Origin of the sequence: Methanoculleus sp. UBA303 (genome assembly GCA_002501655.1) — an archaeon.
Classification (GTDB): domain Archaea; phylum Halobacteriota; class Methanomicrobia; order Methanomicrobiales; family Methanoculleaceae; genus Methanoculleus.
This window is the reverse complement of the sequence record DANY01000002.1, coordinates 1-23,881: the sequence shown is the minus strand read 5'-3', so window position 1 is coordinate 23,881 and position 23,881 is coordinate 1. Positions and strand designations below refer to the sequence as shown.

At 62.1% G+C, this 23,881-nt stretch carries 18 protein-coding genes; 9 read left to right on the top strand and 9 right to left on the bottom strand.

Annotated features, from left to right (window positions below):
- Positions 1 to 215 precede the first annotated feature (215 nt).
- Together BP846_RS00315 and recQ are read right to left on the bottom strand one after the other, a co-directional pair.
- Positions 216 to 4,643, bottom strand: a complete 4,428-nt coding sequence (locus tag BP846_RS00315) for an SdrD B-like domain-containing protein (RefSeq protein ID WP_292392053.1) — start codon at positions 4,641 to 4,643, stop codon at positions 216 to 218.
- A 559-nt stretch (positions 4,644 to 5,202) separates the two neighbouring features.
- Positions 5,203 to 7,017 (bottom strand): DNA helicase RecQ, encoded by a 1,815-nt coding sequence (gene recQ, locus BP846_RS00310; protein ID WP_292392052.1) that lies wholly within the window; start codon positions 7,015 to 7,017, stop codon positions 5,203 to 5,205.
- A gap of 274 nt (positions 7,018 to 7,291) precedes the next feature.
- Here recQ and BP846_RS00305 point away from each other — a divergent pair, with 274 nt between their 5' ends.
- Positions 7,292 to 7,471: a hypothetical protein gene (locus BP846_RS00305; RefSeq protein WP_292392051.1), complete on the top strand. Its 180-nt coding sequence runs from the start codon at positions 7,292 to 7,294 to the stop codon at positions 7,469 to 7,471.
- Positions 7,472 to 7,479: 8 nt separating this feature from the next.
- On the opposite strand, the gene BP846_RS00300 is transcribed toward BP846_RS00305, so the two are convergent.
- Both BP846_RS00300 and BP846_RS00295 read right to left on the bottom strand, forming a co-directional pair.
- Complete coding sequence (locus tag BP846_RS00300) at positions 7,480 to 8,163, bottom strand: endonuclease III domain-containing protein (protein ID WP_292392050.1); 684 nt, start codon at positions 8,161 to 8,163, stop codon at positions 7,480 to 7,482.
- A complete protein-coding gene (locus BP846_RS00295; RefSeq protein ID WP_292392049.1) occupies positions 8,154 to 9,797 on the bottom strand; it encodes an NAD+ synthase in 1,644 nt (547 codons plus the stop codon). The genes BP846_RS00300 and BP846_RS00295 overlap by 10 nt, the downstream gene beginning before the upstream one ends.
- Before the next feature lie 305 nt (positions 9,798 to 10,102).
- On the opposite strand from BP846_RS00295, the gene BP846_RS00290 reads away from it, so the two are divergent.
- Together BP846_RS00290 and BP846_RS00285 are read left to right on the top strand one after the other, a co-directional pair.
- Positions 10,103 to 11,446, top strand: coding sequence for an ATP-binding protein (locus BP846_RS00290; protein ID WP_292392048.1), 1,344 nt, complete (start codon positions 10,103 to 10,105; stop codon positions 11,444 to 11,446).
- Between the two features lie 10 nt (positions 11,447 to 11,456).
- Positions 11,457 to 12,689, top strand: coding sequence for a GNAT family N-acetyltransferase (locus BP846_RS00285; RefSeq protein ID WP_292392047.1), 1,233 nt, complete (start codon positions 11,457 to 11,459; stop codon positions 12,687 to 12,689).
- Between the two features lie 66 nt (positions 12,690 to 12,755).
- Here the strand turns inward: BP846_RS00285 and BP846_RS00280 are convergent, their stop codons facing one another.
- Positions 12,756 to 12,947, bottom strand: a complete 192-nt coding sequence (locus BP846_RS00280; protein WP_292392046.1) for a hypothetical protein — start codon at positions 12,945 to 12,947, stop codon at positions 12,756 to 12,758.
- A gap of 255 nt (positions 12,948 to 13,202) precedes the next feature.
- Here BP846_RS00280 and BP846_RS00275 point away from each other — a divergent pair, with 255 nt between their 5' ends.
- The gene (locus tag BP846_RS00275) at positions 13,203 to 13,724 is read left to right on the top strand and encodes a metallophosphoesterase (RefSeq protein ID WP_292392045.1); all 522 of its coding nucleotides are present in this window, start codon (positions 13,203 to 13,205) and stop codon (positions 13,722 to 13,724) included.
- A 34-nt stretch (positions 13,725 to 13,758) separates the two neighbouring features.
- Here the strand turns inward: BP846_RS00275 and BP846_RS00270 are convergent, their stop codons facing one another.
- Complete coding sequence (locus tag BP846_RS00270; protein ID WP_292392044.1) at positions 13,759 to 15,066, bottom strand: hypothetical protein; 1,308 nt, start codon at positions 15,064 to 15,066, stop codon at positions 13,759 to 13,761.
- 353 nt (positions 15,067 to 15,419) lie between these two features.
- Here BP846_RS00270 and BP846_RS00265 point away from each other — a divergent pair, with 353 nt between their 5' ends.
- A complete protein-coding gene (locus BP846_RS00265) occupies positions 15,420 to 15,896 on the top strand; it encodes a pyridoxamine 5'-phosphate oxidase family protein (protein ID WP_292392043.1) in 477 nt (158 codons plus the stop codon).
- Between the two features lie 146 nt (positions 15,897 to 16,042).
- On the opposite strand, the gene BP846_RS00260 is transcribed toward BP846_RS00265, so the two are convergent.
- Positions 16,043 to 16,564: a hypothetical protein gene (locus tag BP846_RS00260; RefSeq protein WP_292392042.1), complete on the bottom strand. Its 522-nt coding sequence runs from the start codon at positions 16,562 to 16,564 to the stop codon at positions 16,043 to 16,045.
- 119 nt (positions 16,565 to 16,683) lie between these two features.
- Between BP846_RS00260 and BP846_RS00255 the strand changes: the two genes are divergently transcribed.
- Positions 16,684 to 17,574: a Clp1/GlmU family protein gene (locus tag BP846_RS00255; RefSeq protein ID WP_292392041.1), complete on the top strand. Its 891-nt coding sequence runs from the start codon at positions 16,684 to 16,686 to the stop codon at positions 17,572 to 17,574.
- Between the two features lie 9 nt (positions 17,575 to 17,583).
- On the opposite strand, the gene BP846_RS00250 is transcribed toward BP846_RS00255, so the two are convergent.
- Together BP846_RS00250 and BP846_RS00245 are read right to left on the bottom strand one after the other, a co-directional pair.
- Entirely contained in the window at positions 17,584 to 18,834 is a 1,251-nt protein-coding gene (locus BP846_RS00250) for an SLC13 family permease (protein ID WP_292392040.1), read from the bottom strand.
- 82 nt (positions 18,835 to 18,916) lie between these two features.
- Positions 18,917 to 19,924: a phosphate signaling complex PhoU family protein gene (locus BP846_RS00245; protein ID WP_292392039.1), complete on the bottom strand. Its 1,008-nt coding sequence runs from the start codon at positions 19,922 to 19,924 to the stop codon at positions 18,917 to 18,919.
- Between the two features lie 359 nt (positions 19,925 to 20,283).
- On the opposite strand from BP846_RS00245, the gene pstA reads away from it, so the two are divergent.
- From pstA to phoU, 3 genes are read left to right on the top strand one after another with little or no spacing between them, the layout of a single operon-like run.
- The gene (gene pstA, locus BP846_RS00240; protein ID WP_394339944.1) at positions 20,284 to 22,245 is read left to right on the top strand and encodes a phosphate ABC transporter permease PstA; all 1,962 of its coding nucleotides are present in this window, start codon (positions 20,284 to 20,286) and stop codon (positions 22,243 to 22,245) included.
- A gap of 6 nt (positions 22,246 to 22,251) precedes the next feature.
- The gene (gene pstB, locus BP846_RS00235; RefSeq protein ID WP_292392037.1) at positions 22,252 to 23,016 is read left to right on the top strand and encodes a phosphate ABC transporter ATP-binding protein PstB; all 765 of its coding nucleotides are present in this window, start codon (positions 22,252 to 22,254) and stop codon (positions 23,014 to 23,016) included.
- 7 nt (positions 23,017 to 23,023) lie between these two features.
- Positions 23,024 to 23,674 (top strand): phosphate signaling complex protein PhoU, encoded by a 651-nt coding sequence (gene phoU, locus BP846_RS00230; protein ID WP_292392036.1) that lies wholly within the window; start codon positions 23,024 to 23,026, stop codon positions 23,672 to 23,674.
- The last annotated feature ends 207 nt before the right edge of the window (positions 23,675 to 23,881 follow it).

The following is a 23,881-nucleotide window of genomic DNA, read 5'->3' as shown; positions in this document are numbered from 1 at the left end:
ACCCTGCATGCTCATTAACACATCGAGTTGAGAGCGGCAGTGCGGTACCGGCGCTACCGTGGACGGCGCTCGATCCCGCGGGCCGGCACATGCCCGGGGGATGCCTCCCGGCAGGCTGCCGGGAAGCGCCCGTGAAAAAACGGGCAGGGATCTTCGGGACGGCACCGGACCCCGCGCCGGCTCCCCGCCGGGGTGAACGCCCCCTCACAGCGGCCCTATAGGATAGAACCTTCCGGTGTCCTCTCTTCTCCGGGCGTGACCTCTTCTCCGGGGGTCGTCTCTTCCTCTTCGGGTGTCACCGTCGGTTCAGGGGTTTCAGAGACATTCAGGTACATCCCCGCGTCCCAGTCGATCTGCTCTTCGCCTGCCCCGAGTTCGAACTGTGCGGTGGTGCCGCTGGACGGGTCGGCGTCACTATCCGCGTCATCACTGCCCTGGTCGGGTGCAGTGAACGTGTAGTCGGCCGGTGCTTCGAACCTCACGGAGTACGTTCCCGGCAGGATGCCGGTGAAGAGATAGGCGCCGCCCGCGCCGGTCGTTACGGTGGTGACCTCAGAACCGTCCGCGCCGATGAGGATGACGCCGACGTCCGAAAGCCCGGGCTCACCCGGGTCCTGGATACCGTCCTGGTTGGTGTCCTCCCAGACAAAGTCGCCGATACTCCCGTTTTCGGCCGGAACCTCTGCAGGCGTCAGGTTCAACCCCGCGTCCCAGTCAAGCTGTGTCTCGTTCCCGGCGAGCGTGATGCTTGCCGTCCTGCCGGTCGCCGGGTCGGCGTCGCTGTCCCGCGCGTCGTCGGCGCCCTGATTGGCCGGCGTGAAGTTGTAGCCTTCCGGCAGTCCAAAGACCAGGTGGTACTCGCCCGCCGGGAGAGCGGTGAAGAGGTAGGCCCCATCTGCATCCGTCGTCGTTGAATTGGCGAGGGTCTCGTTTGCGTAGTAGAGCTCGACGATGGCGCCGGCAATGCCTTCCTCACCCTTGTCCTGGATGCCGTTCCCGTCGGTGTCGTTCCAGACGAGGTCCCCGATGGTGCTGTTGGTCAGAGGCCGGCTTGGGGATTTGGCGATCCCTACGTTCATCACCGCCAGGGCCTTCCCGGTTCGGATCTCGATCACCGTCGATCTGCCTGTTTGGGGATCCAGGTCGGATCCTTCGACGGGGCAGGTGAATTCGTAACCGGGCGGAAGCGTAAACTGCAGAGAGTACTCTCCCAAAGTGAGATTCGTAAAGATATACGTCCCGTTCCCGTCTGTAACGGATGTGGTCGTACCGGAGTCCGTGAGCCCGTTAGAAGCCAGAAGTTGCACCTCTATCCCGGGGACGCCCGCTTCATCGGCATCAAGTTCATTGTTTCTGTTGGTATCGTTCACGACTCCGCCCAGTATGACGCCTATCCCCGTGGTGTTAACATCAGGAGGGGGATGGGTTTCATTTTCATAGACGATATCCGGGAAACCGGAATCCCCCGAAGATGGGGTGTTTTCGGACGGGAGACTACCGGGGGAACCGGGCGTAAGGGAGGCCCCGGAATTTGCCTGCACGGTATCGCCGGTGCCTGCACTCTGCACGAGTCCTGTTACCATCTGAAGTATACCCGGCAGCCATGAATGAAGGATACCGTCGACGTAGACATCCACCGTGCCGTCAAAGAGACTCGCTCCTCCCATACCGGTGCCGGCGATCGCCCCCGCCGATCCCGTCAGGTCGAGAGGTGAGAGTATCGGGGCTACAAGGCAGATACCCATCCAGTTCAGGGGCGGCGGACAGAGGAACCAGTGTGCCAGGTCCCTGCCGACCTGCCCCCAATCCGTTGAACCTCTGAAGGAGCCGGATTTGCGCAGGAGTCCGACATCCCATTGTTTCTGCGAGTCCCCCACTCCGAGCGTGATCGGGGGGGCGATGAACCCATACCCGTTGCTGTCGAGGACAAGCCCCACATTGTTCCGCCCGGCACCGTACTGATCGAACTTCGTGAACGCAGCCCAGGCGGGCGGCTTGACAACCAGACCGTACTGTCCCGGTGCCAGACCCGAGAACAGGAAGACCCCGTTCGCGTCTGTCGCATCCGTCGCAACCCTTGTGTACTGCCCGCCGCCGTCATGTTTCATCAGCGAGACAACGACACCGGCTACAGCGCCGTGATCTCCGGCTGCAGAATCTTCGAGGATACCGTTGCCGTTATCCTCCCAGACCGTTCCGCCGATCTCACCCGTGAAACGGGTCATGCCCGCATCCCAGTGATCCTTTATTTCGCCGGCCCGGAGGGTGAAACTCTCGGTCATGCCGGAGAGGGGATCGACGTCGCTGTCCTCGTTGTCATTGCCCTGATCCGGCTTCGCCACGAATTTATACCCGGCGATAAGGCTGAATTCAAGGTAGTAGTTCCCCGGCGGAACGTTCTTGAACTGGTATATTCCATCCGCATTGGTCGTAGTCCTGTCCTGAATCGTTCCCACGCCGTCGGCTTTACGAAGTTTCACCTCGATATTCGGAATGCCCGGTTCCTGGTTGGCCTGCTCTCGCTGCTGTATGTTGTCCCCGTTTACGTCCTCCCAGACTCTGCCGTGAACCTCCGCCGTCGTTCCCGGCGCCGGCCCCGTGACCAGCCCTGCATCCCACCGATCCTGTAATTCGTTCTCCTTGAGTGCGATTACACCCGTCCGGCCGGTCGTCTGGTCCGCATCGCTGTCCTTTGCGGCGTCGCTCCCGGCGCCTTTCACGGTGAATGCCGCGCTCTCGGGGGCTACGAATTCGACGATGTAGTTCCCGGCCGCCAGATCAGCAAACAGATACTTGCCGTTTGCATCGGTCTTCACCTCGCGCGGGTTTCCGCCGGCACCTGGGACCGGGTTGCCGGTCCCGTCCAGCAGCCGCACGGTGACGCCGGCTACGCCCTTCTCGCCCGTATCCTGGATGCCGTCCTTGTTAGTGTCCTCCCAGACGAGATCGCCGATCTGCCCGCCGGTCGACGGCGCCTGTTTGATCATCCCGGCATCCCACTTGAGCTGTCTCTCTCCCGCCCTGAGGGCGATCTTCGCGGTCCTGCCGGTCGTCTGGTCAGCGTCGCTGTCTTTAGCGTCGTCACCCCCGGCATCTGTCTTGGTGAACGTATATCCTTTCGGGGGGCTGAACCTGACATAATAGTCGCCGGGCTGCAGACCGCTGAAGACGTAATTGCCCCTCGAATCAGTCACCCTGGTGGCAATCTCCTGCTGCTGCGCATTCAGGAGTTTGACGGTGACGCCCTGTATCCCGGGCTCACCGCCATCCTGGATGCCGTTTTTGTTCGTATCGCTCCAGACGAAGTCGCCGATACTGCCGGTCTTCGGCTTGGGTGTTATTGTCGGTTTCGGCGTCGGCGGGGGGCACTGCGCGGGGCAGACTTTCGGCGGTTTCGGCGGCTTTGACGGCGGTTTTGTCACCGTCTTCGGTTTCGTGGTCAGTTTTACGACCCAGGCATCGGTCTCCGGCGTGCCGCCCTTCTTTGTGCTGTTGAAGGTCCCCGCAAAGACATACTCGGATGCCGCCGTCTGGATGACCGACGCTGCCCGGTCGCCCGGGTTCGCGCCCCCGATCGTCAGGTCGCCCTCGACGGCCCCCGTGCCATCAAGTTTCACGACCCAGGCGTCGTTATCGAGCGGCGACTTTCCGGTTCTGCCGACAAAGAGGTATCCGCCGTCGCGAGTGGCGATGATCGATCCGGTCGACTCGTTCTCGCCCGCGTCCCCATAGGTCCAGTTCCAGGCGACCTTCCCGTCCGGTCTCATCTTGACGACCAGGGCGTCATCATCCGTCCTGCCGGAGGCGGCCCTGCTCATGTAACTCCCCGAAAAGACGAAACCCCCGTCCGGCGCAAGGACGATTGACCGGGCAGTGTCGTTCTCCGCACCGCCGAAGGTCACGTTCCAGGCCTCGCTCCCGGACGGGTCGATCTTCTGGACGAACGCATCGGTCTCGAACGCTTCAAACGACTCCGTGCTTCCTGCAACACCGATATCGCCGGACGGTGCCGCGACGACCGCGTATGCCGAATCGTTAAGCTCCGGCTCCCCGAAGGTGCGGCTCCACTCCTCCGACCCGGAACCGTTGAGCTTGATCACCAGCGCATCGGTGTCCGGTTCTCCCCAGAACGCCGTTGCACCGACGACAATGTAACCTCCGTCCGCTGTTTCGGCGACCGCGTATGCCGTGGCGTTGTCATCGGGCCCACCGAACGTCTCATTCCAGATGATATCACCCGTTGGGCTGAATTTCACGACCAGGACGTTGGTATCTCTCCGGTTTTCCCCGGTCACGAAGGTGAGCGTCCCCGCAAAGAGGTAGTTCCCGTCCGATGTGTTGATCACTGAGCGGGCCGTATCCTTACCGGGGTCACCGTAGGTCCTGTTCCATCGTTCGGCGCCTGATCCAGAGAGATCGACCACCCAGGCGTCGGTCTCTCCAGCGCCAAACGATCCGGTCTCGCCGGCGAAGACGTATCCCCTGTCCCCCGGGACCTGGACGATCGAGTATGCGGAATCGTTCGCGCCAGGTTTGCCATAGGTCTTGTTCCACACCACGGAGAGGTCTACGACAGCGGCGCCGGCGACAGTTGCCAGTGCGCAGGCTAACACTACAAAGATCAGAATGCTCTCTTTTCTCATCTCCTCAACTCCTCAGACAGTCTGTCCCAGCAGGCAGGTGCTTCGGGGTGATGATATCCATGAAACGTTCGAGTCCCGCCATGTGAATGGAAGAGATGGCCGTGATGGGTCGTGCGGCACATTTCAGAACGACGTACGGGTGCATGAAAGGATTTTCTCGTCAGCTGGCCTTCTGCGAATCAACGATCAGTGCGGTGGTCGAAGCACCTTCGATCTGCGACGAGATCAAAATATTTATGAGTATATATTAATCTTCTCTATAAAATTGGATGAGCCTGGGACGGCGCCTATCTCACCGGGAATCCTTCCTCCGGCACCTGCCGGGCAGACGGCCTCATGGCGGGTGGAGGATATTTTGGGGGTCGCGTCCGGGTGCCGGGATCCTCCACCTGAAAGGAGACCTTACCGGGCAGCGAGAGGCTGCAGCCCCCCGCCTGATGCTCCCCTCTCCTCTTTGCGGGCGGCACCTCTCCACCGATTCCGTCTTCCGGGACTTGCGGGGCGGATCCACCCGGCGTGCAGCGTCACGGCCGGGAGGAGTATCGGGACGACAGCCGCGTCACCCGCTCCGGCGCCCCGGTCCGATCCCCTCTTCCACGCAGTGCTTATCGATGGCATCAAGGAACCTCCTGCCGTAGCGCTGCAGTTTCCCCTCGCTGACACCATAGATCTCGAGAAGCGCAACACCGGTGCGCGGGTAGCACTTCGCCATCTCCTTGAGGCTCCGGTCGTGGAAGACGACGAACGGCGGCACGCGCTCAAGGTCGGCAACGATTTTCCGGAGCCGGCGGAGCCGGAGGAAGAGGGCTTCGTCGTAGTCTTCCCCGGCCTCCACAGCAACGACGCCCTCCGGCCCCGGCTCCGTGAGCGGCACCGGGAGGTCGCCCGCGAGAACCGCCCGGCTCCGTTCGTTCAGCGTAAGGACCGGGTAACGGCCGCCGGTCGATGTGATGAACCCCTTCCGGACCAGCTCCTGGATGAAGAGCAGCCACTGGTCGCGTGTATAGCCCCCGCCGGTGTTGTAGGCCGGGAGGGCATCGTGCCTGTTCTCGCGGATCCTCGCGACGTTCGCTCCGGTCAGGACGTCGGCGACATACGACGCCCCGAACCGCTCCCCGACCTCGCCGATGCAGGTGATGACCGTCGATGCAACCTCTGTCCCATCGAAGACCTTCACCGGTGTCTCGCACCGGTCGCACCCGCCGCATTGCTCCTCAGGGTAGGCCTCGCCGAAGTAGGTGAGCAGGAACTTCCTCCGGCACCCGGCGGTCTCGCAGTAGTCGAGCATCGCTCCCGCCTTACGGTAGGCTACGTCCTTCTGCACCGCATCGGTACACTCCTTCTCGATGATGTACCGGATCGTGTTGTAGTCGCCCCGGCTATAGAAGAGGATACAGTCGGCCGCCTCCCCGTCCCTCCCGGCCCGGCCGGTCTCCTGGTAGTAGGACTCGATATCCTTTGGGAGGTCGGTATGGATGACGAACCGGACATCGGGTTTGTCGATCCCCATGCCGAAGGCGACGGTGGCGCAGATGATGGCAGCGTCACCGTGTGAGAAGGCCTCCTGGTTCTCCGCGCGTACGGCATCAGGGAGGCCGGCGTGGTAGGGAAGGGCCGAAAAGCCCCTGTCCCGGAGTTTCACCGCGAGGTCTTCCGTCGCCTTCTGGGAGAAGCAGTAGATGATCCCGGCGTCGTCCCGGTGCTCGCTCAGGTATCTCACAAGCCTCGGGAAGTAGCGGGCCTTCGGCACCACCCGGTAGGTGAGGTTCTTCCGGTTGAAACTCCCGACAAACCGGGCCGGGTTCTTCAGGGCGAGCTGCACTGCAATGTCGTCCTGGACGGCGGGGATGGCGGTCGCGGTCAGGGCGATGATCGGGACCGTGGGGAACCGTTCTTTGAGCACCCGGAGCCGGCGGTACTCAGGCCGGAAGTTATGCCCCCACATCGATATGCAGTGCGCCTCGTCGATGGCGATGAGCCGGACACCGGCCTTTGCTATGAGCGAGAGGAAGAACGGCTGCACGGCCCTTTCCGGCGAAACGTAGAGGACCCGGATGCGGCCTTCGAGGATCACCCGCTCGATGATCTGCCGCTCCCCGTACCCGAGCGAACTGTTGATCGTCGCCGCGGGGATGCCATTCGCCCGGAGACCGTCGACCTGGTCTTTCATCAGGGCGATGAGCGGTGAGACGACGACCGTCAGCCCGCCGAAGACGAGCGCCGGGAGCTGATAGCAGAGAGATTTGCCGCCCCCGGTCGCCATGACGGCAAGGACGTCCCTTCTAGCGAGGACGGCATCGACGACCTCTTCCTGGTGGGGGAGGAACGATGTATAGCCGAAGTATTTCTCAAGAGCAGTGTGCTTTGCACCCATTGCGTCACGTAACCGGATAGATTGTTATTACAGTTGGATGAGGGCCGGGATAGTGTTTGCTGTCTTCGGCCGGTATCTGCTGGCTAACTCCGTCGCCGGCTAACTCCGTCAATAGCAGGTTGCGCCCCAGGGAGCGATAGAGATGCGTTCTTCCGCGCTCGCGGTTCCCGCCAGCAGCCGGGGCGGTTGCCCGTAAGGCGCTTCCGGGGTTGTGCCTCTACGCCATACCTGCATCGAAGCGCATATCCGCCGGGAGTGCACTTACTGGAAAGATATGAAGAATATTGATATGGCGATTGAGGGGAACATCCTCACCATACGCGTGGATCTCGGGAAAGATTTCGGTGAGTCGAAGAGCGGGAAGTCAATCACGATCGCCTCCACCGAGGGTAACATCGCGGTGCCGGGGCACGAGGAGATCAAGATCGGCCTGAACATATACCGGAAGAAGTGATCGGGCCGTCACTCCGGGGCACCAGCGCACCGGAGCGAGCGGTGGACCACCCGGATGGGGCAGCGGTCGCAGAGCGGCGATTTTCTGCAGACGGTCTTTCCCAGGTGAACGATCTGGGCATGATAATCGTTGAAGAGTTCTGCGTCCGGGTTGAGATTGTCGGCGAAGAGGCGCTGTGTCCTGTCGTACGATGCCTTCTCCGGCAGGAGGCCGTAACGCGTGAATACCCGCCGGGTGTAGGCGTCGACGACGAAGACCGGTTTCTCACAGGCGTAGAGCAGGATGGTATCCACGGTCTCCTTCCCGAGGCCCGGGAGAGAGAGCAGGCGCTCGCGCAGGGCCTCGGTCCCCGTGGCCGCCATCACCGCCGGATCCGCCTGAAACTCCGTAACGTAGACCCGGGCGAACTCCCGGATCCGCTCTGCTTTCTGGTTATAGAACCGGGAAGAGACGATCAGGCGGGCGATATCGCCGGCATCTGCCGCAGCGAGGCGGCCTGGATCGAGCATCCCGGCGCTCTCCAGGCTCGCGACGGCCTGCGCCGCGTTCGTCCAGGAGACGTTCTGGGCGAGGATAGCGCCGACCATCGTCTCGAAAGCGGTCTTTGCGGGCCACCAGTGCTGGTGGCCGAACGCCGCGGAGAGGGCACCGTAGATCGCAGGGAGGTCGTCGGTTAGGGTTGTCATCGGCATACGTCCTCCCGCCACCACGGTTCTGCAGCGATCGGCATCCGCCAGTCGGTGCTGAAAGCCCGATCGGTCACCCTGAGCCCGGGTGGAGCCTGCCGGCGCTTGAACTCCGCCTGCCTGACCATCCGGAGGACCTGGTGGACGGTCCCGGCAGGATACCCGGCAGCGATGATATCGTCGGGCGACTCGAAGCAGTCGATGTGACGGTGCAGGATCGCGTCGAGGAGGTCGTAGGGAGGGAGAACCTCCTGGTCGGTCTGGTCGGGCCGGAGCTCCGCAGAGGGGGGCTTCGCGAGCACCCGTTCGGGAATGGTAGGGCGCCTCGCGTTCAGCCACCGGGCAATCCGGTAGACCATCTCCTTCGGGACGTCGGCGATCACGGAAAGTCCCCCTGCCATATCTCCGTAGAGGGTGGAGTAGCCGACCGCGGCCTCTGACTTGTTCCCGGTCGAGAGGAGCAGGGAGCCGAACTTGTTCGCGAGGGCCATCAGGACCGCCGCCCGGATCCTGGCCTGCAGGTTCTCTTCGGTGGTGTCGGGGGCAAGCCCCGCGAAGACTCCCGCGAGGACCCCGTCGAACGCCTCCATCACCGGAGTGATCGGGAGAGTGTGCACCCGGACACCGAGGTTTTCTGCAAGTTCGTGGGCATCCTCGATGCTTTCTGTGGAGGTGTAGGGAGAGGGGAGGAGCACCCCGAGGACGTTCTCTGGTCCGAGGGCCTCGACGGCGACTGCGGCCACAAGCGATGAGTCGATCCCGCCGGAGAGGCCGAGGAGGACCGATGCAAAGCCGCACTTGTGGGTGTAGTCGCGGGTGCCGAGCACCAGCGCCCGCCAGATCTCGGACTCCGGGCCCAGGTCGTCGGGAGCGACTGTCTGCGGAGTGGGGTGGGCGAGATCGACGGTCACGAGATCCTCAGCAAAGGCCGCGCCCCGGGCGATGAGTGTCCCGTCTGCGCTGAAGACAGAACTCCGGCCGTCAAAGACCAGGTCGTCGTTTCCGCCGACGAGGTTTACTGCGGCGATTGTGACCCGGTGGTCCCGTGCGGTGCGGGAGAGCGCCTCCTCGCGCCGGCCCTGCCGGCCGGCGGCAAACGGTGATGCGGAGAGGTTCACGATCACTTCCGCGCCGGCGCGGACCAGTTCACCGGCAGGATCGATGTGGTGCCGCCGGCCACACCAGATCTCCTCGCCGATAGAGATCCCGACCTTCCTCCCGCCGAGGCGGAGGATCTGGGGGATCAGGGCCGCCGGCTCAAAGTAGCGGTCTTCATCGAATATGCCGGGGGAGAGGCGGGCCTTCCGGAACGTCTCCTCTACCGCCCCGTTCCGGAGGAGGGCGGTGGCGTTGAAGAGCGGCCGGCCGGTGCCGGCGAGGTTTGGTGCGGCGAGGCCGACGAGGACCGGCGGCGCATCCCGGAGATCGGCGGCCAGGTCTTCAAGGACGGCAAGGCTCCTCTTCACGAACCCCTTCCCGAGAAGCAGGTCCCGGGGCGGGCACCCGGTCAGGGAGAGTTCCGGGGTCACGACCAGGTCCGGCCGGTAACAAGATGCCTCACCGACGCCCGCCGCTATCCGGTCGGCGTTGCCGGTGAGGTCTCCGACAACCGTGTTCACCTGGAGGAGTGAGATCTTCATAGTTTTCCCGGATAATTCTGATCAGTTATGGCGGAACGGAGAGCATATGCCTTTGCATGACCGCGTTCTCATATCCGGGGGGCGCGCAGCGTGGCCGGGACATCCAGGTAGCCGCCGGAAAACCCTCATGTAGATGCTCCCGTTACCTGATCCGGAAACTATAAAGAGCGATCATTTTTAAAGGTCAGAAATGAAAGCGGCCTATAGAAAACCATGCGCAACGCCCACTGTAGAGACAAAATTCATGCCCTGTGCGACGGGATAGCGTGCACACAGCCCCTCCAGGGTCAGAGGGGGGCGGCCTGATGACCGGGCAGCGCCAGTTCGCAGGCATAGCCGGAGAGGATGCCCGCCTTCCCCTGCTTGCGGCATCGGTCGTCGTCGCTTTCGGCGCAAACGCTGCCGGGCTTTTTGCCGGCATCACCAATGTCTTTCCGCATCTCATGTATCTGCCGATCGTGCTTGCCGCCTACTGGTTCTCCCGCAGTGGATCCGCCTTCTCGCTTGTTCTCGCTCTTGGATACCTGGCAATGACCCTGCCTTTCATCAGAGGAGACGCCGGACTGATCGTCGCGGCGCTCGCGCGTGCGATGGCCTTCGTCGCCATCGGCGTTATCATATCGTTCCTCTCCCTGAGACTGCGAGAACGGGAACAGCGGTACCGCGCGGTCTTTGATAATTCAGAAGCAGGGGCGTTCATCATTGCACCGGGGGATGCTGAACCGCGTATTGAGGAGACCAACTACGTGGGCGCTACCCTCCTCGGCTCCAGGGCAGACAGCCTGATCGGAGAGCCCATCACCCGGTTCCTCGACGACCCCGGTGTCTGGAGAGAGTTCCAGGCGAAAGTCCGCCTGGACGGTGCGGTCTATGGGTATGAAGTGGCCCTCCGCCGCCCGGACGGGGCCGCTGTCCAGGTGCTCGAATCGGGAGGGCTGCTCCCGGATGGGCGGATCATCCTCACGCTTGTCGATATCACCGCCCGGACGAATGCCGAAGATGCCCTCCGCCAGGTCAACACCAAACTGAACATGATGGGACGCCTCACCCGGAACGACCTGATGGCGGCGGTATCAGCACTCCTCAGGCGGATCGGTGAGGGGATGCAACAGTTTGATGAACCCGTCGTCCGTCGGTACCTGGAGAGCCTGGAAGAGAGCGCCCGGATTGTGCAACGCAGTGCGGAGATCACCCGGGATTACCAGGACCTTGGCCTCCGGCCGGCGGGCTGGCAGCCCTTGCAGAGCGTGATCCGGGAGGTGACGTCGTGCCTCCTGCTACCCGGGATATCTGTCCGGGCCTGGGTGGAGCGGGTCGAGATCTTCGCCGACCCGATGCTCGACCGGGTCTTTTCGAACCTCATCAAGAGTTCTGCTCGCCACGGGAAGACCGTGTCGCAGGTCGTCATCACTTACCAGATCACGGATGATGGACTCTTGATCTACGTCGAGGACGACGGTGTGGGTATCCCCGAAGCAGAGAAAGAGAAGATCTTCGAGTACGGTGCCTACGCCGGGGGAGGGCTCGGGCTCTTCCTGGTCCGCGAGGTTCTCTCGATCACGAATATGACGATCCGGGAGACCGGGAAACCCGGCGAGGGGGCCAGGTTCGAGATACACGTTTCGCCGGACGGCTACCGGGTTGTGTGAGGTGAAAACCGTGTTTACAAAGGTGCTCATTGCGACGGATCTCTCCGAAGCCTCCGTAACCATGGTGGAGCGGGTCGGTGAGGTCCCCGGGGTCCGCGAGGTCATCCTCTTCCACGTCCGGACCTCGGCCGGCCCCATACCCGCCGATGGTCCGCTCCGCCGGATGCAGGAATTGGTGCGGCGGCAGCGCATCCCCGCGGAGGTGGTGATCGCGGAGAACGACGGGGCGCCTGTTCCTGAGAGGATACTCAGGGCTGCCACCGAGACGGACGTCGACCTGATTGCAATGGGCGTCAACCAGGGGATCCTCAGAAACCTCTTCGGCGAGAACGCCGCGGCCACCGTGCTCCGGGGTGCGAAGACGCATGTCCTGATCGTTCCGCAGCCTGCAGAGGGCAGGCCGCCACTCTTTGAGCGGCTGCTGGTGCCGACCGATCTCTCGGTCCCGGCGCCGGAGGTCCGCTCACTCCTGGAGTTTCCCGCCGGAGACGGGACGGCGGTGCTCCTGCACGTCATCGAGCCCGGACATGCAGGCACGGAGCTGGAGGTGGGCAGGCGGCTCTCTACTCTCCGCAAAGATATCACACTCCCGCCGGGACGGGACATCCAGGTCCTGGTGCGTACCGGGAGCCCGGCGCGCACCATCTGTGCAGTGGCAGAAGATATTGGCGCCTCTGCAATCATCATCCCGCGTATGAGCAAGCGCGATGCCGCGGGAAGCGTACTGCTCGGAAGCGTCACCGCCGGTGTCGCACAGTGCGTAAAGCCGCCGGTACTGGTGCTGGCAGTCCCGATCCACCTCGCGGTCGAGACCCGGGAACTGCGAAGAGAGGAATTCGTGCTCGCTGAGGAGATCTGGACCGACTACCACCAGTTAAAAGCAGACCCGGAGACGGACAGGATATTCGGGGTCTTCGCAGACGATATCCTCGTCTCCGTCGCCCGGTGCCGCCGGCACCCGGACGGCTACGAGGTGGACGGTGTCTTCACTCCGGTCCGGTTCCGGGGAAGAGGATATGCCCGGAGGGTGATGGATGCACTCGTCGAAGCGTGCCAGCATGACACCCTCTTCATGCACTCGGTCCGGAACCTCGTCGATTTCTACGGGACATACGGGTTTATGTCGATACCGGAGAGCGCCCTTCCGCCGACCATCCGGGCGAGGTTCGCGTTTGCCCTCGGCGAGATGGAAGGCGCAAACGTCCAGCCGATGCGCCGGGTGCGAGGCCCGTTCCGGAGATAGTGCCCTGGCAAGCAATCCTTGAGTTCTGCCGCCCGCCGGCCTCAACTACACGAAGGTCTACCTGGTTCAGTCGTCGTAGAGCACCATGGCTTCGGCATCGTCGTCGATATCGTCGGAGTACGGGAGATCGATGACAACCGCGCCATCTTCTAGAATATCACCGATCTCGATATATACCCCTGCAGGGAACTCTCGCTCTTCTGTTCTGCCGTCAGAACGTTTGACATACGCCCACATGCTGTACCTCCACGAATCCATTGTTTCAGGGCTCCCGATGCACCGGGGCCAAGGTCGGGCCCGAGACCCGGTGCACCCACGAGAGCATGCTCCTATTCCAGTATCAGATAATAGTCAAATAAAGATTTTCCGGTGCAGAGAACCTGAGAATATCCGAATGTTCTGGATTCTGGAGTTGCTGTGTGTAAAAGCGCATAGCAAGAGGTCGGAGGGTAATATTCTTCTCTGAATTCCCGGCAGGCGGCACGGCCGGGATAATGCACAGCCATATATATCGTGACAGCGGTCAAGATCACATACATGCGTATCGGGCTCCTCTCTGACACACACGACAACCTCCAGATGGTAGATGCAGCCGTAGAGCAGCTGAACAGAGAAGAGGTAGGCCTGGTCCTCCATGCCGGAGACTACGTATCTCCGTTCGTCATCCCCCGGCTGGCGAACTTGAAGTCACCCATGATCGGTGTTTTCGGGAACAACGACGGCGACCGCCAGCGCCTGGTCGCGCAGTTTGCCGAACATGGCCGACTCAGCCTGCGTGGGACCTTTGCCGCCGTCGCCGCGGGCGGCATGACTGTCGGGCTGCTCCACGGGGATGACCGTGAACTCCTGCAGGCGCTCGCCGGACGGAAGGCCTTTGATATCGTGATCCACGGCCATACTCACCAGGCAGAGGTCAGAAATCTTGGGGGGACTCTGGTCGTCAACCCCGGGGAGGTCTGCGGTTACCTGACCGGCCGGCCGACCATCGCCGTGCTGGATACGGCGACCCGGGACGTTGAACTGATCTCCCTCTGACCCGGCAAGATGCGGGAAAAAAGCACGGTGCGGGTTATACCGCATCCGGATTGCCGGGCTCTTTGCCGAGTTCTCTTCCGAAGTCCCAGGCAGGAGTGCCGGCATTCCCGAGATCCGCTCTGATGGTCGCCCCGGAGACCTCGAGGGTTGCGGGCACATCGAAGTAAAGATAGCCTTTCAGCGACTCGTACCGATCGAGTGTCTTCCTGTCGAACGACTCTCCGAGTGAGGTGAAGGCCGGGACCTCCAGGGGTTCAAATGTCGTCCCCTGGCATTCGAGAACGAAAGCGTCCCGCCCGGGAGTCTCGACGGCGTAGAGGTCGGAGTCGCCCTTGTGCCCGAGGTTTGTCCCCTTGATGACAACAAGGAGGAACATACGCCCTTCACCTGCCTCAGTCTTCACCTCTGATTCGTTGGTAGAGGCCGCCTTGTATGCCGTTACGGTCCGGGTAGACTCCGCGAGCAGCGAGGCCATATTCTCGCCTGACGGGTCGTCGTAGGTGTAGCGCTCTCCGAGAGGCAGTGTCTCTGCAGGCGGTGCGACCAGAACCGGCCCGGTCCCGGCAAAAACGGCGGGCGCCTCCGCGGCTGGGGTGGTGGCGGTGCGGGCCGGCTGCACCTCGACGGCCTGCTGGCCGACCGCTTCAAGACCCTCTGATGCTATGGCCAGATCCCTGAAGGCCGTGGGAACGGCATCTCCGCCGGCATCCGTTGAACCGAGAAGCATCTCGCTAGCCGTGGAGTATGCCGAGAGCGACCTGATGAACTCGTCCTTGACAGGTTGCTGAACCGGGGAGACCTGGAGCGGCTGCACCTCGCCGAGCAGCCTGATGGAGAAGGCATGCAGGTCGTCCGCTGCTATAGAGGCGGCATCCCAATCCTGCAGGTAGAGGGCATGGGCATGCTCCATCGAGAGTCTCATCAGGCGGATGCTGGCAGTGTTGATCAGTCCCGCCAGCCGTTCGTCGTCGTAGCTGTCGGTCCCGCCGGGAGCTGCATCGACCACAGGAACCGGAGCAAGGGGCGGGCTGTTGGTGTCGTCCGGAGCTGCAGACATCGCCGGTTCTGTGTCGGCGCCGACGAGCAGGTCGGGAACCCCGGCATTGTCCGGGGTCGGGAATGCATCAGAGGCATCCTCTTCGTCCGGGAGTGCCGGGATACCGGAAGGCTCCGCTCCGTCCTCTGCCGCCGGTGTACCGCCGAAGGGGATCTGGAACAGTTCCCCCGACTCCAGCGCCGTGAGCCCCTGGCCTGAGCCGGCAACAGCTGGTACAGAGAGGAGGAATCCCGCGCAGACGGCAATTCCAATGAAAATTAGAGCGTTCGTATGGTGCTTGCTCATGTACATTTTTCTTCCGGTTGATAAATATAAATATTATTATATTATCTGTTTGAAAAAAGAGCCCCTGTAAAGAAACTGTTTCCGATATCGGCCGGTATCCACCTGCCGTAGTTCGGGGAGAAAGGGCTGCCCGAAGAGTCCTGATCGCGGCAGAATTGTGCGAAGGGCGGGCGGGCATAACCTCGCCTTCCGGAGAAGGGAGGCTCCCGATGGGCCTGGCCGAAGGGGAATGACAGGCGATTTTGTCGTCAGGATGGCAATCAGCGGGCATTTTGCCTGAACAAAGTGATGGTAAGCCCGCCAGGGGAAACCTATATGTACTCTCACAGGTTATCGGGATAAGAGGATGCTCGATGGAGATCGTGAAGATCCCGAACATGGATAAAGCGGAGTATGACAAACTCATTGAAGAAGGGTTTATCAGCCGTATAGCATTTCAGGGGAGCAAGTACCCGTATATTGCCCCGTTTCTGTATGTCTTCGACGGGAAGTTTCTCTACTTCCTCGCGACCAAGTACGGCAGGAAGAACGACCTCTTCCGGCAGCACCCATACGTCTCAGTCGAGATTGAGAAATACTCAAGTGACCTCTCCTGCTACACCTTCGTGACGATGCAGGGTTACCTGGTGCAGCTTGAGGACGCTATCGAGAAGAAGATCATCAGGGAGAAGTTCGTGAGCATGATACGGGCGCATAACCTCTCGCAGAATATCCTTGCCGCGCTCGGCCACAAACCCGAAGAGCCGCTTGAGTCAATCGCCTCAGAAGAGCGCTCAAATATCTGGAAACTTACCGGCGTGACCGATATTGTTGCGTTAAAAAACTTATAACCCGCTTTTGCCGGACAGCCGGAGAATGGGTTCTGGCCCCGGTCGACGTCGTCCGTATTCACCGTCATGAGGGGCAGCCCCTCCTCCTGATGATCTTCGCCGGAGGAGCCGGACTGCTCCTCTGACGGCGCCAGGGCCACCCGCGATCACTCCTGGAGCGGTTGGAGCATCCCGCGGGCCATATCCAGCAGGGTGCCGAGGGCCTCCGGTGTGGCCGTTCCCTTCTCCATCCAGCGTATGATGCCGCGGCCGTCCAGGAGGTATATGTAGGCAAGCGACGGGTCATCGATCCCGTAAGCCCGCCGGCATCGTTCGATATCCCCGGGTATGGTCAGCACCAGGTCGTGCTTCGCGGGAGGGACACCGCCCCGCAGCCCCTGGTGGATACGGTCGGCAAGGGACCTGCCGATGAGGCTGTCGCCGACCACCGAGACCAGGTACGTCGTCACGCGGGAATTCTCGGTGAACGCCCCGGCAAAGGAGCCGCTCCAGGACTCCGCCATCGGCGAGGTCGACTCAAGGAAGACGAGGACAATGAGCGAGGCGTCGCCTCTCGCATCGTCGGGAAGGGTGACGACTCTCCCCGTGATCGATGTGGCCATAAGGGTGGGAAACGTCCTGCCGAGGGCCGCAGGCACCGGCTCAGTGGTTGCTGCTGTTCCGTTCATGGCCTGCCCATGGGGTGAACCCCTGATAAAGCCTATGTCTGGCGGCGGCACCCGCAGGCTGCAAGCACGTTACGTCAGGCACTTACCTGTGAGCCGCAATACCTCCTCTCGGAAGACCCATGATCGATATCGGGGAAGGATGGGAGGACCTCGCCGCGGCGCTCGCGGAGGGGGATACTCCGGAGCGTGTATACGTCGTCGGGCCGACGGATAGCGGAAAGACGACGCTCTGCCGCTACCTCGTCGAGGAGACGGCACCCCGCATGAGGACGGCATACGTCGACTGCGACACCGGACAATCCTGGATCGGCCCGCCGACGACCGAGGGGATGGTCCTGTATCCTGGCCCACCGGAGTCGTCCGGCCGTACCTACCTCCGGTTCGTCGGTTCAACGTCTCCAGGCGGCCACTTCATCCAGACGCTGACGGGCGCAAAGCGCCTTGTCGAGAAGGCCGCCGAACTTTCGGCCGGCGCCACTGTCATCGACTCGCCCGGCCTTGTCTTCGGCGGGGTGGGCACCGAGTTCCAGTTTCAGATGATCGACCTGCTCCTTCCTACCCGGATCGTTGCCCTCCAGCGCGGGCGGGAACTGGAGCGGCTGCTCGCAAGTTTCGCCCGGCACCCGGGGGTTGCGATCCACCGGATCCCCATATCTCCGGCGGCCGTCGCCCGGACTGCAGCCAGGCGGCGGCGCTACCGAGAGGAGCGTTTCGCGGCCTATTTTGCCGACGGCCGGCTGCAGGAGGTCCTGCTCCGGGGGCTCGGGCTCCAGGGCCGGGTGCCCGACCTGAAGAACCCCCGCGGGGTCGAGCGACGGCTGGTCTCCCTCAACGACCCGGAGAACTTTACCCTCGCCCTTGGCATCGCCCGGGAGATTCACCCCGGAGGGCGCGGGCTTCGCGTCTTCGCGCCGCCCTTCGACCACGCCGCCGTCGCATCGGTCAGGTTCGGCTCGCTCTACCTGGACCTCAATGCTGAACCAGGGTCTCTGGAATCCTGCCGGCCGTGATCCTTTCTCTCACGCCGGGAAGAGTGAGAGGAAGAGAACGTACACCGCTGTCTGGGCGACGGTGAGCGGGATGCCGATCCGGGCAAACTCCCCAAATGTCAGCGTCTCGCCGCCCTTCTCTGCGCCCTGGATGATGATGACGTTGCTTGCCGCCCCGAGGATCAGCATGTTTCCGGCGATGGTGCTGCCGGCCGCAAGCGCCATCATGCCCGCCGTGGAGGTACCGAGGTGCGCAAGGACCGGGAGGGAGAGGGCGACGAAGGGGACGTTCGAGACGAACTGGGAGACGACGACGCTTACCGCGGCTATGACCGGGACGGCGGCGAGATCGAGGGAACTCCCCTCGATGAACGGTTGGAAGAACCCGGACTGCCAGACGCTTGCCATAAGGACGAAGAGGCCGGCGAAGAAGGCCAGTGTCGGCCAGTCGATCCCGCGGAGGATCTCGAACCGCCGCCTGCTCCCGGCGAGGACGGGTATGGCCGCAACGACTGCGATCCAGGTCAGCCGGATATCGAAGTCCGGGACGAGCACGGCTGCGATGACCTTAACCCCGATCAGGAGGATGAGCAGGGTGAGCGAGAGGCGGGAGAGCGCCGCGAGGGCCGGGTCGCGGATCTCCTCCTCACGGTGGACCAGCGGGGTAGCGTTGAATTCGCCGGGGAACGCCCGGCAGAGGAACCCGTAGGCGAGCAGGAGCGATATCACCGTCGGGACGGCCAGGTAGAGGGGGAACGTGATGAACGGGTTCTCGACACCGCCCGAGAGTGCGACGAGAAGGTTCTGCGGGTTCCCGATGGGGCTTGCAACACTTCCCGTCGTGACGGCGAACGCGAGTGCGAGTAGCAGGAGCTTCGGGGAGATACCGTGCCGCCGGGCGAAGTAGAGCATCAGCGGGGTGCCGACGACCGCGAGCGTATCGTTCATCAGGAGCGCCGAGAGCACGCCGCCGCCGATGAGAATGAGAAAGACAAGGTGCCGGACCGATTCTGCCCGGGAGAAGAGATGAAATGAGAGGTGGTAGAGATAGCCGCTCTCTGCGAGCGCCTCCCCGATCACGAACATAAAGAAGAGGAAGAGCATTACATCGACGTTGATGGACGCGAGCGCGTCCCGCGGCGTTATCCCTCCTGTCACCAGGACGGCGGCCGCACCAAGGAGCATCACCTGCCATATGCGGAGGTTGACATCTCCGACCTTCCGGACAGCAATCAGGAGAAAGACGATGATAAGAACGACGATCGGTATGAGTGTGCCCACGTTACCACCGGCAGGGGGATGCGCTGATCGAGGGTTTGCCGTCCGCCCGGAAAAAAGGGATCACCCGGGCTCCCTTCGGCCCTCAGGCCTCCTGCCCGACGAGATAGTTGATGACGCTTTCACAGATATCCCCTGAATATTCTCCGATACGCCGGATACTGTCTGCGATCTGCCCCGCGGGGATCGCCTCCACCGCCTCGAACTGGAGCACCCGGGTGTTGATATCCCGGGTCTTCTCCTCAAGGTCGCGCACCCTCTGGAGCGTCGCGTTTGCCTTCTTGATCTCTCCCGCATGGAACGCCTCCATGCTCCAGGAGAAGATATCCAGCGCAAGCGTGCTCGCCTCGTCCATGAGGTCGAGCGTCGCCGCCTCGGCCTCACGGTCAATTAGGGCGAGAGCATTGTATGCTACCCGGGTGGCGTGGTCGGCTATCCGCTCGATGATCCTGCTGACCTGGAAGTAATACGCCGCCTGGGTCGCCGTGATACCCATCCGGCGCGAGAGCGTGGCATCGGTCAGGATCAGGTTATCCTGCCGCGCAATGAGCCAGTGCAGCCGGTCAACTTCTGTGTCCCGGGCGATGACGTCTTCAGCAAGAGCCGCATCGCGTCCCCGTATGGCGGCCATCGCGTCCTGCTGCATGCCCCGTGCCAGCACATGCATCCTTTTTGTGGTATTCTCGAACGGCATCTCTACAGGGTTGAGGAGATCCTTGATCGTTATCGAAGAGTCCGTCTCGCCGACCACTTCCTGCCCGATCGCCATCTGCGTGAACTCCCGGACCAGTTGCAGGACAAATGGCGGCAGCCGCCCTTTCGATTCGAGGCGGATGACCGTGAACCCGGCGACGTACGCTCCGACGAGGAGGCGAAGCAGGTAGGTGCAATCCGTCGTGGCGCCGACCTCAAAGACCCGGGTCCGGCGAACCGACTCCTCGCTGATCTTCGGGGTGATCATAAGTGAACCATCAGGCTGCACAATCAGTCCTACCGGATCGTTCTTCTGGATATTCAGGGATTTTATCCACTGTTTCGGCAGGGATACGATATATGACGAGCCCCCTGTGATCTGAACTTTTCTGATCTCCATGAATTTGTACGCGTTGGCGCTGGATGAATATATACATTCTGTACATATATATATCTCTCCGGAATTTACTGGAAGTAAATATATTCATGGAGTCTCCTTCGAGAACACCTATCTATCCGGTATTCCCACCCGGTAAGCATGGCCCGGATGATGGGTGGTCGACCCGGAACGGCACAGCGCTCGAGGTTTTACGGCCGCACTGAGAGGAATATGGGTCCCGGCCTGGTACCATGAACGGGGGAGACGATCTTCGTAACGCAGATGCTCCATTGAGCAGTGGCATACCGATACCGCTCCACGAGGGGAGACAGATCGGGTCCGGCCAGGCGGCCGCTCATACCCGGTCCGGGATCGCACAGATGTCCGAAGAACTGCCCAGCCCGGATAAATCTGGCTCTCTCTGGAAGACTCTCAGGAAGAGAACCAGGCAGATTCGCGAAGAAGCCATCCGGACACTCTGGTTCTGCACGGCCATCTTTGCCGTCGTTGCCATCTTCTTCATTCTCTTCTTCCTGGTCAAGAACGGCTACCCGATCTTCGAGCAGATCGGGGTCTGGAACTTCCTCACCGGAGACGTCTGGAACCCGACGGGAGCGCCTCCGGCATACGGCATCTACCCGCTGATCGTCGGCACGCTCTTTGTCACGCTCGGTGCGATGGCGATCGCCATTCCGCTCGGGATCGCGGTCGCTGTCTTCATCGCCGAGCTTGCGCCGTCCTGGATGAAGGGGGCCATAAAGCCCGCCATCGAACTCCTGGCGGGGATACCCTCCGTGGTCTACGGTTTCTTCGGCCTCATCGTGCTGACCAACTGGATCCGCATCTCCTTCGACGTCGCGTCCGGCGAGACCTGGCTTGCCGGCTCTCTCCTGCTCGGCATCATGGCACTCCCGACGATCGTCAGCGTCTCGGAAGATGCGATCAGCGCCGTGCCCCGGGCATACCGGGAGGGATCCCTTGCGCTCGGAGCGACACACTGGCAGACGATCGCAGGGGTCGTACTCCCGGGAGCGCTCTCCGGCATCACTGCCGCGATCATCCTCGGGATGGGACGGGCGATCGGCGAGACGATGGCGGTGATCATGGTGGTCGGCAATGCAGGCGTCGTTCCCGAACCCCTCTGGAATATTCTCTCTCCCATCCGGACGCTCACCGGGACGCTGGGTATCGAGATGGGCGAGGTCGCTGTCGGCAGCTCCCACTACCACGCGCTCTTCGGCGTCGCAGTCGTCCTCCTGGCGATCACCCTTGCAGTTAACCTCCTCGCACGGGGCATCCTCGTGAGGGTCAGCGAACAGCATACGGCGACCACCGGAGCGACCCGCCGGGCTCGGAAAGGGAGGGGCGAGACAGCAAGACCTTATGCCCGTGCCGTTCTCGGCATCGGCACACTCGGGCTCCTTGCGGCGGCAACAGACGTTCTGGTTGCCGCCGTCGCCGCTGTGACTCTCTTCGGAGCGGTACGCGTCAGGCGCAGGGTCTCCCCGAAGACCAGACAGAAGATCGCGTTCGGGCTCCTGTATGCGGTCACCGGTATCGTGCTCTTCGTTCTCGGGATCATCCTCTTCGATATCATCTACAACGGTGCACCGGCCCTCTCCTGGGAGTTCCTGACTGCCCCACCAAGCGACCTCGGTCGGGCGGGAGGCATTGGCCCGGCAATCCTCGGGACCCTCTACCTGGTCGGGGGCGCCATCCTCTTTGCCCTCCCTATCGGGATCGGCGCCGCCATCTACCTCCGCGAGTACACCCGAGGCGGGCGCATCACCGGGATCATCAGAGCAGGCGTCGACCTCCTGGGCGGCACACCGTCCATCGTCTTCGGCCTCTTTGGGTTCGCGTTCCTGGTGCTCTACCTGAACCTGGGTGTATCACTGCTCGCCGGCCAGATCACGCTGGGGTTGATGGTCCTCCCCACCATCATCAGGACAACCGAAGAGGCGCTAAAGAGTGTCCCGGGCAGCGTCAGAGAGGGGAGCCTCGCTCTCGGAGCGACGCACTGGCAGACAATATGGCGGGTCGTGCTCCCCCCGGCGGTGCCGGGGATCCTGACCGGCACGATCCTCAGCGTCGGGCGGGCGGCCGGAGAGACTGCGCCGATCCTCTTCACCGCGGTCGTCTTCTCCCGGCGCTTCCTCCCCGAATCGGTGATGGAGCCGGTGATGGCGCTCCCCTACCACCTCTTCATCCTTGCAACCAACGTCCCGGGGGCACGAGAGAACCAGTACGGAACGGCGCTGGTCCTCCTCGCGCTGGTGGCGGCCATCTACCTGATAGCGATCTTCGTCAGGACCCGTTACCAGAGATCAATCCGGTGGTGACCCACAATGCAGAAAGATAACTGTATCATTACAGCAGAACGTCTTAACCTCTACTACGGTGACAAGCAGGCTCTTCGCGACGTGTCGGTCTCTTTCCCACGGAACCAGGTCACTGCACTGATCGGGCCGTCCGGGTGCGGGAAGTCGACTCTTCTGCGCTGTTTCAACCGGCTCAACGACCTCGTCGAGGGCGTCAGGATAGAAGGCAGGATTCTCTTTGAGGGGAGGGATATCCGCGACCCCGACTGCGACGTCGTGGACTTACGCAAACGCATCGGGATGGTCTTCCAGAAGCCGAACCCCTTCCCCTCATCCATCTACGACAACGTCGCCTACGGCCCTCGTGTCCACGGGGCCCGTAATAAGAAGGTCCTGGATGTGATCGTCAGGGAGAGCCTGAAGAAGGCTGCTCTCTGGGATGAGGTGGCGGACCGGCTCTCCGACTCCGCAATGGGGCTTTCGGGCGGGCAGCAGCAGCGGCTCTGCATCGCAAGGACGCTTGCGGTCGAGCCCGAGATCATCCTCATGGACGAGCCCTGCTCCGCGCTCGACCCCATCGCCACCTCAAAGATCGAAAACCTCATCAACGACCTCAAAGTGCACTACACGGTCGTGATTGTGACCCACAACATGCAGCAGGCTGCCCGGGTCAGTGACTTCACGGGGTTCATGTACCTCGGCAGGCTGGTCGAGTTCGGGCCGACCGCCCGGATATTCGAGAACCCGCAGGAAGAGTTGACCAACAATTACGTGACCGGGCGCTTTGGATAGGATAGCCATGGCGGATAAATTTCGTGAAGAACTGAAGGACCTCAAGGGCCAGGTCCTCGCGCAGGGGGCGTTCGCCTACGGCATGCTCTCTAACTCCATGACTGCCCTGCAGGACCGGGATGCCGAACTTGCAGGGCGCGTGTATGCACAGAGGGCGGAACTCGCAGAGCGGAACCTCGCCATCGAGGCGGCGGCGCTTCGACTCATCGCGCTCTACCAGCCCATGGCACGTGATCTTCGTTCTATCATCTGTGCACTCCGGATGAACGTCGCGCTCTTCCGTATCGGCCGGTACGGCAAGGATATTGCCAGACTCGTGGACGAGGTCTCAGTGAATCCACAGATCGGGAACCTGATGGGCCTGCCACACATGGCTGATCTGGTCTGCGCCATGATCGATGATGCCCTCAGAGCCTACCGGACCGAAGACATTACGCCCATTGAGGGTATGTCGCGCCGGGACAATGTCGTGGACAACCTCAGGTACGCCATCTTCAGGGAGAGCGTCACCTACATGATGGAGGACCCGAAAAACATCACCCGATGCATAGACTATGTGATGATCGCACGCTACCTGGAACGCTGCGGTGATTACGCCTGTGATATCGCCGAGCAGGTCTGTTACATGGTCACCGGCGAGCGGGTGGAAGTGAAGTAGGGCTTCTGCTTGCCCCTCCAGGGGTAATTGGGCAGGAAAGCCAGGATATGCCGCCATCCGGGATGTCCATCACCCGTGCCCGGCAGTTCTCTGCCCCGGGTAGTGCTTCAGCAGAGAACTGATAATCGATCTCCGTGGATCCGACCGAAAATTTCCGTTATCGGGCTCTGGTAAAGCCCACCCTATTCCGGCTGTCGTTCATCCCTG

Bases quoted from the DNA above. Each gene is read 5' to 3' on its own strand.
- BP846_RS00315 (WP_292392053.1), bottom strand. From the start codon at position 4,643: ATGAGAAAAGAGAGCATTCTGATCTTTGTAGTGTTAGCCTGCGCACTG.
- recQ (WP_292392052.1), bottom strand. From the start codon at position 7,017: ATGGGTGCAAAGCACACTGCTCTTGAGAAATACTTCGGCTATACATCG.
- BP846_RS00305 (WP_292392051.1), top strand. From the start codon at position 7,292: ATGAAGAATATTGATATGGCGATTGAGGGGAACATCCTCACCATACGC.
- BP846_RS00300 (WP_292392050.1), bottom strand. From the start codon at position 8,163: ATGCCGATGACAACCCTAACCGACGACCTCCCTGCGATCTACGGTGCC.
- BP846_RS00295 (WP_292392049.1), bottom strand. From the start codon at position 9,797: ATGAAGATCTCACTCCTCCAGGTGAACACGGTTGTCGGAGACCTCACC.
- BP846_RS00290 (WP_292392048.1), top strand. From the start codon at position 10,103: ATGACCGGGCAGCGCCAGTTCGCAGGCATAGCCGGAGAGGATGCCCGC.
- BP846_RS00280 (WP_292392046.1), bottom strand. From the start codon at position 12,947: ATGGATTCGTGGAGGTACAGCATGTGGGCGTATGTCAAACGTTCTGAC.
- BP846_RS00270 (WP_292392044.1), bottom strand. From the start codon at position 15,066: ATGAGCAAGCACCATACGAACGCTCTAATTTTCATTGGAATTGCCGTC.
- BP846_RS00265 (WP_292392043.1), top strand. From the start codon at position 15,420: ATGGAGATCGTGAAGATCCCGAACATGGATAAAGCGGAGTATGACAAA.
- BP846_RS00260 (WP_292392042.1), bottom strand. From the start codon at position 16,564: ATGAACGGAACAGCAGCAACCACTGAGCCGGTGCCTGCGGCCCTCGGC.
- BP846_RS00255 (WP_292392041.1), top strand. From the start codon at position 16,684: ATGATCGATATCGGGGAAGGATGGGAGGACCTCGCCGCGGCGCTCGCG.
- BP846_RS00245 (WP_292392039.1), bottom strand. From the start codon at position 19,924: ATGGAGATCAGAAAAGTTCAGATCACAGGGGGCTCGTCATATATCGTA.
- pstA (WP_394339944.1), top strand. From the start codon at position 20,284: ATGTCCGAAGAACTGCCCAGCCCGGATAAATCTGGCTCTCTCTGGAAG.
- pstB (WP_292392037.1), top strand. From the start codon at position 22,252: ATGCAGAAAGATAACTGTATCATTACAGCAGAACGTCTTAACCTCTAC.
- phoU (WP_292392036.1), top strand. From the start codon at position 23,024: ATGGCGGATAAATTTCGTGAAGAACTGAAGGACCTCAAGGGCCAGGTC.